Here is an 11,770-nt window from a genome sequence, read left to right as displayed (position 1 = left end):
TCACCTCCTAACAAACCCCTTAAGATTTACCCAAATTTGAGCTCCATTTGGTATTTTCACTTCTATTGGTGGATCGTACTTTTCGGGATTTGCTAGTACCCAGGCGTATAGCTTCTTACCGTTGGCATACCTCTTTAGAAAATCGTAACTTGCTAGGTGCTTGTTTTCATGATTTGCTAACTCTTCAGGAGTAAAAGGACCGAGAACATCGACTATTTCAACGCTTCCAACGGCCTTTTTTTCCGATATTATTATTACTCTTCCTCGGATCTTTGTAGGAGTTTTTCGAATTTCCCAGACCTTCTTTCCTTCTACGATCCAGTTTGCATAGGGTTGCTTTATTATTAACCCCTTCATAACCAAAATTGAGTAGAGAAAAAGCAAGTATATAAAATTAAGGTTCTCACTTAATTTGCTCTAATGCTCCTAAAACTTCCCAGATTATAGTTCTCGTGTGAAGTGGCATGTTTGGATCTTCGCTTATTTCCTCTAGAATTGCAATAGCATCTGCAGCTCTAACTGCAGGTTCTTTTTCTTTATTCATTAGGGCTTCTATTGCCTGTTCAGCGGCCCTTCTAATATTTCTCGGAACCGCAGTGTCCTGTACAACCTGTTCCCTGAGAACTTGGATTATCTGCTCTATTCTTTCCTCTACATTCGTCATTAGAATCACCTCCTTAATCATTTACCTAAGGTAACTAAACTCATCTTTGAATATCTAGGACCCTGCTAAAAATTTTTCCCTATGATCTCTTAAGTGGCTCTGGTATAGCCTCGTTCCACATTTCCTGGGCTAATTTCCCCGTGTATTTGAATTTTTCTACTAGCTTTTCAGCTTTCTTCCTTCTTCTTTGGTGTTCCTTTAGAAACTCTTGGATCTTTGATATTAAGTACCTTTTACACTCTCCACATGTTAGTTCTCCATTCTTACAGGCATAGTATCTCTCCTTTAATTTCTTATCGTCCTCTTCAAAGAAGATCTCGAGCCACTTAAATACGACGCATTTTTCTGGTTCTCCACCTTTTTCTCTCTGCTCCTTTAAAGTAGGTCTACCCCCGGTGAGGGTAAATTTCCAAACTTTCTTCTCAACATCCTCTGGGCTATCTGTTAGATAGATCGCAGTCTCTGGCTTTGAGGCGCTCATTTTACCAGATAAGCTTGTTAATGATGGGACAAATTTACTGTGAAGTGCTGCGGTCTTGTAATATCCTAGGCTTTCAGCGAAATCTCTCTGTAGTCTCCAATAAGGATCCTGATCTATTGCTGCTGGGATTAGACAACGTTTTCTCTCGAAGAATGTGGGGGCTATTTGGATCGCTGGGAAGAATATCATTCCAATTTTGCTTTGCTCTGTAAACCCGAAAACGGCCTTAGCCATTGAGAAGTTAATTTTCTTTGCTATTGGTATGGCCATCTCATATATCTTTGTGAATTCGCTATTTTGGAATATGAATGTTTTATCAGGGTCGAATCCCACTGCGATTATGTCTAATATATTGTCGTAAGCCCATCGTTTTGTATCATCAAAGGTTAAATTTTCCTTGAATAGGAACTTTTCATCGTCGGTTATCTGGATGTATAAGTTCACTCCGAATTTCTCCTGTAGCCATTTTGTGGCAAAAAATGGAATTATATGCCCTATGTGCATTGGCCCACTTGGTCCTCTTCCAGTATAAAGGAAGAACCCTCTACCTTCTTCATAGTCTTTCAGGATAAGGTCGTAATCTCTGTGGGAGAAGAAGAATTTCCTCCTAAAGAATATTGGTAGCTCACTCTTTGTAAGTTCCGCTGTTTTTTCAAGTAGATCTTCCGTTAATGGGCTTGTTCCGAAGTGTTTTATGAGCTTGTCGTAATCTACTACACCCTCAACTTCCCAGGGAGTAACTTTGAACTCCTCTACCAATTAGAATCCCCCCTATCTAAGTTCAATAGAAGAGGTTGAAATGAGTTGTCAGTGTATCCAAAAACGACCACCAAACATGGGGGTAGAGAGGGTATTATTAAATTTAAACTTTTTGGTATCCGATAGGTATTTAACCCCCAACTGATTTATTGTATTATGAGGTGTTTCTAGATGAATTCTGAGGTAATCAAGGAGTTCTTAGAAGACATTGGGGCCGACTATATTGAACTCGAAGGGGAGATTCATCTAGAGCCAAAGGTCTTTTATGAGGTTTGGAAGTATGTAGGCGAGCCAGAGCTTAAAACTTACGTAATAGAGGATGAGATAGTTGAGCCTGGAGAGTACGATCCTCCGGAAATGAGATACACAGAGGCAAAAAAGATCAAGATAAAGAAGGTGTACTTTGAGACTCTTGATGGAGTTAAAGTCGTGACCGATCACTCCGAATTCCAAAAGATAATAAAGGAGATGAAATCTTAAAACTCGAGAATTGACTTATACCCGCTTCCATCTTTCTTTACCATTCTAGAGAATCTAGTTTTTATATGCTCATGATTTAAATCTCTGAATAGATCAAGGTACGCTATACCTATCTTATCAACATATTGGCCAAATTCGAGAATCTTTCTTCCAATATCTTCTTCAGATGAAAAGAACCACTCAATATAATACCCTTCAGGTCTTAAGATTCCGAGCTTTATCTCACGCTCTTTAAACTTGCTCATTATTTCCTCTATATCCAATTCCTTGGCTATGCCGACGACTGATCTATCATGAGCTTTTTCAACGTTATCTATGAAAGCGTAGAATCCGACAATTACTCCATCTTTGATTAACCTTTCTATCATAAATCTTATCGTTGGCCTTTTCCTAGAGAGCTTGGCCTCAAGCTCTTTAATTGGGGTTCTAGCGTCTATTTTAAATATATCCAGGAGAATTGCGTACTCATAGGAATACTCCCATTTTCCAAACTTTACTTTACTTGGATCATTTGACCAGACTTCATAATATTCAAAATCATCAGAATATTTGGAAAGCAGTTCGGGAATGTACTTCTCTTGGTCTACTGGGATATGTAGAATAGCCTGGATTCCATTTTTAAATCCAAATATTGGGTTAATATACCCAAAGAAGGGATTATTTAGCATTTCTTTCCCTTTTTCAAAGATCTCCCTTTTGGGAACTGAAATAAATGCAACGTAACTTTTGAGTCCAAGTTTGGTTATACTGTAAACAGCATTGACGAAAATGTACTTACCATAATACTTATCATAGATTCTCTTTAATTTGTAGTATTCTATCCCTTCAGCTTGAGCTATCTTCCTCAGACTCTCCCTTGGATATTTGTTCAATAACTCAGCTAGCCACTCTAATTCTTCAAAATTTATTATATTGGCCATGCGACCTCAGTAAAAAATTTATTACTACAGCCTAAAAACAGTTATGGTGGTTGGGGTATGGTCAGGATAGAGGTTATTGATATAGAGAAACCGGAAGGAGTTGAAGTTATAATTGGCCAGGGAAATTTTTCGATATTTACCGTGGATGACCTTGCAAGGGCCCTATTAACGGCGGTTCCTGGGATTAAATTTGGAATTGCTATGAATGAGGCAAAGCCCCAGTTAACTAGATATACTGGTAACGATCCAGAATTAGAGGCACTTGCTGCCAAAAATGCTGTGAAAATTGGAGCAGGTCACGTTTTTGTGATATTAATGAAGAATGCTTATCCAATAAACGTTTTAAACACGATAAAGAATCACCCAGCGGTTGCCATGATTTATGGAGCTAGCGAAAATCCTTTCCAGGTTATAGTCGCTGAGACGGAACTTGGAAGGGCCGTAATTGGAGTCGTTGATGGAAAGGCCGCAAATAAGATCGAAACTGACGAACAAAAGAAGGAGAGAAGAGAACTAGTTGAAAAAATCGGATATAAGATAGACTGAGGGTTTTCTTATGAAAATATTTTTTATAACTTCAAATCCAGGAAAGGTTAGAGAAGTTGCGAATTTCTTAGGGACATTTGGAATAGAAATCGTCCAACTGAAACATGAATATCCAGAAATTCAAGCTGAGAAACTGGAAGATGTCGTGGATTTTGGGATTAGTTGGCTTAAGGGGAAAGTTCCCGAGCCCTTCATGATTGAAGATTCTGGGCTGTTCATTGAAAGTTTAAAAGGGTTTCCGGGTGTTTATTCATCCTACGTATACAGAACTATAGGCTTGGAAGGTATCCTTAAGCTCATGGAAGGAGCTGAAGATAGAAGGGCCTACTTTAAAAGTGTTATTGGATTTTACATTGATGGAAAAGCCTATAAATTCTCTGGTGTGACCTGGGGAAGAATTTCTAATGAAAAAAGGGGTACCCATGGATTTGGATATGACCCGATTTTCATTCCAGAAGGTTCTGAAAAAACGTTTGCCGAAATGACGATTGAAGAGAAGAATGCTCTATCTCATCGAGGAAAAGCCTTAAAGGCATTCTTCGAATGGTTAAAGGTAAATCTTAAATACTGAATATTCGTCAATATATCATAAGGTGAGAAACCATGCCTGAGATCTTAGATAAAGTTGATAGAAGGTTACTTGAGGAGTTAAAGAATAATGCAAGGGAAAATATCGCTACATTAAGTAAAAAACTTGGTATCCCCAGGACAACGGTTCATTATAGAATAAAGAGGCTAGTTGAAGAGGGAATTATAGAGAAGTTCACAATAAAACCTAACTATAAAAAGTTAAACTTGGGAACTACAGCATTCATTCTGATTCGTTATGATCCAGACTCTGGTCTGACTCAAAGGGAAGTAGCTGAGCAAATAGCTAGAATTCCGGGAGTTTATGAAGTTCATCTCGTTGCGGGTGAGTGGGATCTTCTCCTTAAAGTTAGGGCTTCAAACGCTGAAGAGATAGGGAGAATAGTAATAGATAAACTTAGAGAAATTAGAGGGGTTGGTCAAACGGTTACAATGGTTTCTTTTGTTACAGTTAAGGAGGAGATCTAATTTTTCCCTTTAATATTTCACTTCAATAAGGATTAAATATTGTCAATCTACCTTCTATCGGGGGTTAACATGGCGAGAGTCGTAGTTGATGCTCAGGCCGCGAGGGCTATAGGGAAGGGAGCAATGATCGTCTTTAAAAAAGGTGTTGTAAGAGTTGAGGGAGATATAAAGCCTGGGGATATAGTGGAAGTCTACACTAGGGGTGGGAAATTCCTGGGGAAAGGTTTTGCAAATCCTAATTCTAACATCATGGTCAGGATAGTTACGAAGGATAAAGATGTTGAAATAAACAAGGATCTGTTTAAAAGAAGGATTAAGAAGGCGAATGAGTACCGAAAGAAAGTCTTAAAGTATACTAACGTGTATAGGATGGTTTATGGGGAGGCCGACTACCTACCTGGACTGATAGTTGATAGGTTTAATGATATAGCCTCGCTTCAAATTTCAAGTGCTGGTATGGAAAGGTTTAAGCTTGATGTCGCTGAAGCGATTATGGAGGTTGAACCTGGGATAGAAACTGTATTTGAAAAGAATACTGGGAGGAGCAGAAGGAGGGAAGGATTGCCTGAAATTGAGAGAGTTCTCTTGGGAAAGGAGAAATATAGAACGATAATCCAAGAAGGAAGGGCAAAGTTCATCGTCGATATGAGGGGTCAGAAGACTGGTTTCTTCCTGGATCAGAGAGAGAACAGATTGGCCTTAGAAAAGTGGGTTCAGCCAGGGGATAGGGTTCTTGATGTTTTTACCTATACAGGAGGCTTTGCTATACACGCTGCGATAGCTGGTGCTGATGAAGTTATAGGAATAGATAAGTCTCCTAGAGCAATAGAAACCGCAAAGGAGAATGCAAAATTGAATGGTGTTGAGGATAGAATGAAGTTCATCGTGGGTAGTGCTTTCGAAGAAATGGAAAAGCTTCAAAAAAAGGGAGAAAAATTTGATATCGTCGTGCTTGATCCTCCCGCCTTCGTTCAGCATGAGAAAGATCTAAAGGCCGGCCTTAGGGCTTATTTCAACGTTAACTTTGCGGGATTAAACCTAGTGAAGGATGGTGGAATATTGGTAACTTGCTCTTGCTCTCAGCATGTAGACCTTCAAATGTTCAAAGATATGATAATAGCTGCGGGAGCGAAAGCTGGGAAGTTCCTTAAGATGCTTGAGCCCTATAGGACTCAGGCCCCGGATCATCCAATTTTGATGGCCTCCAAAGATACGGAGTATTTGAAGTGTCTCTTCCTCTATGTGGAGGATATGCGTTAGCGGACTATCATTACCGGGATCCTTATTTGTCCAACGACCTCCTCAAGTAAGCTTCCTATCCTGGTTTTCCCACTTCTTCCGTATGCACCCATGATGACCATTGAATACTTACCTGAGTTAGCTTCCTTTATTATCTCCTCTTTAGCTGATCCTTCCACTATCTTAAAGGAGCAGTTAATCCCCTCTCTCCTCCCCAATTCTAATAGCGTAGTTATAACTTCCTTTACGCTCTTTTTAGTTTCTCTCCATATCGTTTCTTCGAACTCCTTTATCTTCCCTAAACTGTCGCTTCTCATGCTTAAGTGAAATGCTAAGGCTTTAGCTTCCCTTCTATCAAGCACTGAAAATAATATCACCTTCGCATTCTTTCTCTTGGCTATTGAGAATGCATGAAGTGCTGCCTTTTGGCTCCATTTGCTTCCGTCAATGAGGACTAATAACTTCATATCCCTCCCCCATATCTTGCTATTAACACCAACGATCCCGCGGCTACACTTGAGATCATAACTGCCATTCCAACTTTGAGGAAGTCTTTAAATGTTATTCTAATACCCTCCCTATATGCTATTCCCAGGACTACCACATTTGCACTTGCCCCTATTGCGGTTCCGTTACCTCCTAAACATGCCCCTAGACTTAAGGCCCACCATAGTGGGTAAATATTTATACTACCTGCCATACTCTTTATTAATGGTATCATGGTTGCTGTGAAGGGTATATTGTCTATTATTGCACTTGAAAATGCTGAAATCCAGGATATCAAGAGTATTGCTTCATTTTCTGAAGTTATGTGCCTTACTATCCACTTTCCGGCCTCATCTATTAATCCAGTCTCAACGAGCCCTCCTACTATGATGAAAAGTCCACCGAAGAAGAATAGGGTTGCCCACTCAACTTTCTCAAGGGCGACTTCGGGCGAGACTCTGCTCCAGAGTAATAATATGGTAGCTCCAGTTAGTGCGACTACGGCGGGCTCTATTCCAAGGGCATCGTGGAAAAAGAATGCTACAATTATGAGTCCTATGGTTATCACGGATTTTTTAAAGAGCTCTCTGTCTTTAATCGCATCTTCCTCTCTAAGGTTCATTATTCCATCTAAGTTATATTTTACCCTAGAGAATTCCTTCTTGTAGAGGATGTATACTAGGGCGATCATGATGAATAGATCCATGAAGGATATTGGGGCCATGTTGACTATGAAATCATTAAAGCTGAGCTTTGCAGCTGAGCCTATCATGATGTTTGGAGGATCTCCAATTAGGGTTGCGGTTCCTCCTATGTTCGAAGCGAAGATCTCAGCGAGTAAATAAGGAACCGGATTTACCCCCATGCGTCTCGTTATGTAGAGCAACATTGGGGTCAAGAGCAAGACTGTCGTTACATTATCTAGAAATGCGCTAACAACGGCCGTTGTTACTGAGAACAACAATAGAACTCTTATTGGGTTTCCTTTTGAAACCTTAGCTACCTTTATTGCTATATATTCAAAAAGGCCACTTTCCTTGCTAATATTCACTACTACCATCATTCCGGCCAAAAGGAGGATAGTGTCAAGATCCAAATATTCAGGGACTTTCTCCCAAGGAACTATATTTAATACTAACATAATTGAAGCTCCTAACAATGCAGCTACCGTTCTATGGATCTTTTCACTTATTATTACTGCATATGTAGCTATAAATATTCCAAGGGTTATTATTTCAACTTCTGATATCATTAAATCGCCCCCTAATATATTATAACTGGCTTTTCAACATTTTGCAGGATTCTAAAAACTATTGGACTAACCTGGTATGTTTTTACCATTGTGGCCCCATAGTACCTAGAAACGATAAGAATATCATAGTCCTCCGATTCATGCTCGATTATCGTGGCTTTATTCCCAATTTTTATCTGAGAGCTGATTATATGGTTCAGGTTTAAATCTTCTATTAACTTCTTAGTTGCATTTAACGTTTCTTCTCCTTTTTTAAACTCCTTCTCTCTAAATATTTCAGCATCCTTATCCCCTATTGTTTCCCTAATTACCCTGCAAACATCCTCATCTATAACGTAGATTAACCCAACTCTACTTCCAGGAAAAGATGAGATATACTCTATAACGCTTTCAGGGAGTGGATCTGAGTACCTATCTAAGGGGATGAGAATTCTTGTTACTGTGGGGATCTCTAATTCTTCCTCGGTAAGTAAAAACTCCTTGTATGCCTTAAGAATCTCTTCATATATTGGGGCAATATCCCTAAACCTTCTTAAAATAATGTTAGAGAAAAGCCCCACGGTCTCACCCTCACTTCCTCTTCCATTCCGTGTATCCACACTTTCCGCATGCCCACCTGTCCCCATGATCTGCCATAAAAACTCCTGGGCCGCAACGTGGACAGAACTTATTCTTCCTTATAACTTTTCCATCTTTAACTATGTAGAGTTTCCATTTTTGGCCCATATCACTCACCCTCCTTCTTTTCAATTATACCATCTCTAATGAGTATATACTCAGGCTCTATGTAGAGCATCCTTTCCTTATCGTAATAATACTTTGCGTAACCCTTGGATTTATAGCTTCCAAAGTAGCTTCTAATGTACTGAATAACCGTAGTTTCTGGGTTTAGGTCTAGCATTGCCACTAGCTTACCTTTCACATCTTTTCTACTAGGTGTTGGTTCTCCTGGGTGGTATATCTCAAAATATATCTCTTTCCTTCCAATTAGCTTGTTTTCTTTGACTTCTGTAATTTTAATCTCCATCTCTAACCACCTCCATCCGTCTCATTATCTTCGCGCACCTGCGTTTGCATTCATTTGTTACCTTTATAAGCACTATGCCCCTTTTAGGTTGGCCATAAATAACTGTTGCTCCCAAAGGGGCATACAACACCGCTGGGATTGTTGCGAGGTCCTCTTCACCATTCACAACGATATGGACGGATTTTCCATTCAAGATCAAGGAATAAGCTTTCTTTATAGATTTGAGTAGGGGTAGTGTTATAGTTCCGGGGGGATTTTTTACAGTGAGGAGAACTCCATTTATAATAATTCTTGGCTTATATTCTCTCCTCTCTGTTTTATGATCATAAATTGCTAGATTTGGATTTAAACCAACTCTCATTATATTCTCGGTTACAACATCCCCTACTGTTATTAAAACCCCATCATCTCCCTCAATAATGTTCTTAGCCTTAACATAGGGCTCTGGAATATTCCCTTCAATGAGCTCTCCTAGAGGGTTCTTGAGCTCTTGCCTCAGTTCATCTGGTAATTTAAATACGACTCTCATCAACGCACCCTTATGGCGTATTTTCCTGGAACCTTAGCTCCTATCCTCTTTGCTATCTCGCTATTTTCAACGTCAATTATTATTACTAAGTCAAACCACTCTTCGCTGAGATCCCTACTTCCACATACAGGGCACTGATCCTCTGTTGTAATATAATGGCAATTCCTACAGGCTTTTTCCGTCACTTCTTACCCTCCTTTTCCTTTCTCTTTTCCTTCTCGATCCACTCAAACTTTCCAAGTCCTGGCTGTCTCATCGTTAACCCAATTCTATTTTCTCTTATTACCCTACTCTTTGGACTTACGGTGATTATCCTGGCCCTAACAGCATCTCCGATCTTTAAAAGATACTTCTTCTCTTTCCCTACAAACTGCTTGTTTCTCTCGTCGTAGACTACGTAGTCATCCATGAGTTGGCTGATGTGGACCAATCCATCCATAGGCCCAATCCTTATAAATGCTCCAAAGGGGACGACGTCAACTACGGTGCCCTCTACAACCTCATCTCTCTTCGGTTCCCAAACGAGGACGTCGAATACTACTTCATGGTAAGTTGCCCCATCCCCTGGAACTATTATTCCATCTCCAACCTCCTTTACCTCAACGATTGAAAGGATTACACCTTCATCCCTGTCGTATGTCCCCTCATAGGTATCTCTGAGGACTAACATTGCGGCTTCCTTTGGATCCATCGTGAACATCCTGGGCGGTATCCTTACGACATCCTTCACCGTCACTATTTTGTACATTCCTGGAATCCCTCCTAAAAACTTAAGAAATAAAGCGAAATCACTCCTTCTTGCCGAATTTCTCCTTATACATCTCTATAGCCCTTAAAATTTCCCTCTTAGCAGCTTCTGCCCCTTCCCATCCTTCTACGATTATCTCTTTACCTTCGAGTTCCTTATACCTCTTGAAGAAGTGGGCTATCTCGTCTAAGAATGCCTTGGGAACATCGCTTATATCCTTCCAGTCTTTAAAGTATGGATCTTCGACTGGAACTGCAAGTACCTTATAATCCTTATCTCCGCTGTCTATCATTTTAAATAGTCCGATCGGCCTGGCCTCTATTATCGTTAGTGGATACGTTGGTTCCCTCATAATTACCATGATGTCAAAGGGATCTCCATCTTCATACCATGTCCTTGGTATTATCCCGTAGTCTACTGGGTAGTGAAACGGTGTGTAGAGAACCCTATCTAATTTCAACAATCCCGTTTCCTTATCTAGCTCGTACTTGTTTCTACTTCCCTTCGGTATCTCTATCAGGGCGTAAACAACTTCTGGAACGTTTGGTCCGGGTTCAAGGTCGTGGAATGGGTTCATTCATACCCCCTCCTTTTGAATTCTATCTCAAGAAACATCCTCGACTACATGGCTTTATAATACTTTTAAATTTTTAGCTCTTCCCACTTTTTCTTCATGAGAATAGCGTCTCCCTCTATATTTGGGCTCTCACTAATAATGACACCTTTCACCCTGAACTCCTTGAGGACTTTAAGTAGATCTTCCCATTTCAGGTCACTTTCTTCAAGGTTTAAGTGCCTCTTTTCTCCCTTTTCTCCATACTCTATTCCGCTTATATGGATATGCATATTGTCAAGGGCTTCTCTACCTAACTCGTTCTCAATTAGTGCTAGCATTTCTCTCCACTCTTCTTCCGTGTTGCATTTCCCTTTATTCCTAGCGTGGGCATGGGCAAAGTCTATCGCCGGTAAAACTAACTCAAGCTCTTGACTAAGCTTTACAAGCTCTTTAAGATCGCCGAATTGAGTTGGCTTACCTGTGAGCTCAGGCCTTAGCCATACTTTGATACCCTTGTCCATGAGCTCTTTCTGTATCTCCTTAAGGGCCGAAAGTATCTTCTGATAAACACTTTCCTTTGGTTGCTTTAGGTAATAGCCAGCGTGAAAAACGACGCTCCATCCTCCAGCTTCGTAAAGTCTTTCTGCAGACTGGATTATTCTCCTTTTACTAGCTTCTACTTTTTCCTTTTCCTTTGCGTTAAGGTTGATGTAGTAGGGGGCATGGGCAGTAAGCACTATGTCGTTCTTCTCGGCTACATACTTTATCTTCTTTGCAAGCTCGGGCTTTATATTAATACCCCTTACGAATTCTAATTCCATGGCATCCAGCCCTAACTCTCTCACTCTTTCTATTCCAGCTATAGTTGATGGCTTTGGCGTTGAAATTGGAATTCCAGCAGTTCCAAATCTTAGCCTGTCTATTTTAAACATTCAACTTCCCTCGAATAGTTAGGTTGCTCTAAAATTTAACGTTAATCCTCTAAAGCAATTTTTAAATAGCCAAGAAAAATAGAGTTTTCGGTGTC

The 11,770-nt window shown here is 40.1% G+C and carries 19 protein-coding genes; 5 read left to right on the top strand and 14 right to left on the bottom strand.

Features of this window, described 5'->3' with window-relative positions; all coding sequences use genetic code 11:
* The 3 genes from PH_RS09100 to PH_RS09090 form a co-directional block, all read right to left on the bottom strand.
* Positions 1 to 357, bottom strand: coding sequence for an ASCH domain-containing protein (locus PH_RS09100; RefSeq protein ID WP_010885989.1), 357 nt, complete (start codon positions 355 to 357; stop codon positions 1 to 3).
* A 46-nt stretch (positions 358 to 403) separates the two neighbouring features.
* Positions 404 to 664, bottom strand: a complete 261-nt coding sequence (locus PH_RS09095; RefSeq protein WP_013748354.1) for a UPF0147 family protein — start codon at positions 662 to 664, stop codon at positions 404 to 406.
* Between the two features lie 79 nt (positions 665 to 743).
* Positions 744 to 1,904, bottom strand: a complete 1,161-nt coding sequence (locus tag PH_RS09090; protein ID WP_010885986.1) for a tryptophan--tRNA ligase — start codon at positions 1,902 to 1,904, stop codon at positions 744 to 746.
* Positions 1,905 to 2,075: 171 nt separating this feature from the next.
* Here PH_RS09090 and PH_RS09085 point away from each other — a divergent pair, with 171 nt between their 5' ends.
* Positions 2,076 to 2,384 (top strand): DUF5748 family protein, encoded by a 309-nt coding sequence (locus PH_RS09085; protein WP_010885985.1) that lies wholly within the window; start codon positions 2,076 to 2,078, stop codon positions 2,382 to 2,384.
* Here PH_RS09085 and PH_RS09080 read toward each other — a convergent pair.
* Positions 2,381 to 3,304, bottom strand: coding sequence for an Lrp/AsnC family transcriptional regulator (locus PH_RS09080; RefSeq protein WP_010885984.1), 924 nt, complete (start codon positions 3,302 to 3,304; stop codon positions 2,381 to 2,383). The genes PH_RS09085 and PH_RS09080 overlap by 4 nt on opposite strands.
* Before the next feature lie 57 nt (positions 3,305 to 3,361).
* On the opposite strand from PH_RS09080, the gene PH_RS09075 reads away from it, so the two are divergent.
* From PH_RS09075 to PH_RS09060, 4 genes are all read left to right on the top strand, one after another.
* Positions 3,362 to 3,850, top strand: a complete 489-nt coding sequence (locus tag PH_RS09075) for an adenosine-specific kinase (RefSeq protein ID WP_010885983.1) — start codon at positions 3,362 to 3,364, stop codon at positions 3,848 to 3,850.
* Between the two features lie 10 nt (positions 3,851 to 3,860).
* A complete protein-coding gene (locus PH_RS09070) occupies positions 3,861 to 4,421 on the top strand; it encodes an XTP/dITP diphosphatase (protein WP_010885982.1) in 561 nt (186 codons plus the stop codon).
* Between the two features lie 32 nt (positions 4,422 to 4,453).
* Positions 4,454 to 4,906: an Lrp/AsnC family transcriptional regulator gene (locus tag PH_RS09065; RefSeq protein ID WP_010885981.1), complete on the top strand. Its 453-nt coding sequence runs from the start codon at positions 4,454 to 4,456 to the stop codon at positions 4,904 to 4,906.
* Positions 4,907 to 4,975: 69 nt separating this feature from the next.
* Positions 4,976 to 6,166, top strand: coding sequence for a class I SAM-dependent rRNA methyltransferase (locus PH_RS09060; protein ID WP_010885980.1), 1,191 nt, complete (start codon positions 4,976 to 4,978; stop codon positions 6,164 to 6,166).
* Here PH_RS09060 and PH_RS09055 read toward each other — a convergent pair.
* The 10 genes from PH_RS09055 to PH_RS09010 form a co-directional block, all read right to left on the bottom strand.
* The gene (locus PH_RS09055) at positions 6,163 to 6,612 is read right to left on the bottom strand and encodes a universal stress protein (RefSeq protein WP_010885979.1); all 450 of its coding nucleotides are present in this window, start codon (positions 6,610 to 6,612) and stop codon (positions 6,163 to 6,165) included. The genes PH_RS09060 and PH_RS09055 overlap by 4 nt on opposite strands.
* A complete protein-coding gene (locus PH_RS09050) occupies positions 6,609 to 7,883 on the bottom strand; it encodes an ArsB/NhaD family transporter (protein ID WP_010885978.1) in 1,275 nt (424 codons plus the stop codon). The genes PH_RS09055 and PH_RS09050 overlap by 4 nt, the downstream gene beginning before the upstream one ends.
* 11 nt (positions 7,884 to 7,894) lie before the next feature.
* Complete coding sequence (locus tag PH_RS09045; RefSeq protein ID WP_048053516.1) at positions 7,895 to 8,443, bottom strand: hypothetical protein; 549 nt, start codon at positions 8,441 to 8,443, stop codon at positions 7,895 to 7,897.
* A 10-nt stretch (positions 8,444 to 8,453) separates the two neighbouring features.
* On the bottom strand, positions 8,454 to 8,609 hold the full coding sequence (locus PH_RS09040) for a 30S ribosomal protein S27ae (RefSeq protein WP_048053515.1): 156 nt from the start codon (positions 8,607 to 8,609) through the stop codon (positions 8,454 to 8,456).
* A gap of 1 nt (position 8,610) precedes the next feature.
* A complete protein-coding gene (locus tag PH_RS09035) occupies positions 8,611 to 8,910 on the bottom strand; it encodes a 30S ribosomal protein S24e (protein WP_010885975.1) in 300 nt (99 codons plus the stop codon).
* Entirely contained in the window at positions 8,900 to 9,439 is a 540-nt protein-coding gene (locus tag PH_RS09030; protein ID WP_010885974.1) for a GTP-dependent dephospho-CoA kinase, read from the bottom strand. Before PH_RS09030 ends, PH_RS09035 begins: the two co-directional genes overlap by 11 nt.
* A complete protein-coding gene (gene spt4 / locus PH_RS09025; RefSeq protein ID WP_010885973.1) occupies positions 9,439 to 9,624 on the bottom strand; it encodes a transcription elongation factor subunit Spt4 in 186 nt (61 codons plus the stop codon). The genes PH_RS09030 and spt4 overlap by 1 nt, the downstream gene beginning before the upstream one ends.
* Complete coding sequence (locus PH_RS09020; RefSeq protein ID WP_010885972.1) at positions 9,621 to 10,187, bottom strand: DNA-directed RNA polymerase; 567 nt, start codon at positions 10,185 to 10,187, stop codon at positions 9,621 to 9,623. Before PH_RS09020 ends, spt4 begins: the two co-directional genes overlap by 4 nt.
* A 40-nt stretch (positions 10,188 to 10,227) precedes the next feature.
* The gene (locus PH_RS09015; RefSeq protein ID WP_010885971.1) at positions 10,228 to 10,764 is read right to left on the bottom strand and encodes an inorganic diphosphatase; all 537 of its coding nucleotides are present in this window, start codon (positions 10,762 to 10,764) and stop codon (positions 10,228 to 10,230) included.
* 65 nt (positions 10,765 to 10,829) lie between these two features.
* Positions 10,830 to 11,675, bottom strand: coding sequence for a deoxyribonuclease IV (locus tag PH_RS09010; RefSeq protein WP_010885970.1), 846 nt, complete (start codon positions 11,673 to 11,675; stop codon positions 10,830 to 10,832).
* Positions 11,676 to 11,770: the final 95 nt, after the last annotated feature.

This window comes from Pyrococcus horikoshii OT3, from assembly GCF_000011105.1.
GTDB classification, from domain to species: Archaea; Methanobacteriota_B; Thermococci; order Thermococcales; family Thermococcaceae; genus Pyrococcus; species Pyrococcus horikoshii.
The sequence above is the reverse complement of the archived record's forward strand: the minus strand, read 5'-3'. Positions and strand labels throughout refer to the sequence as shown.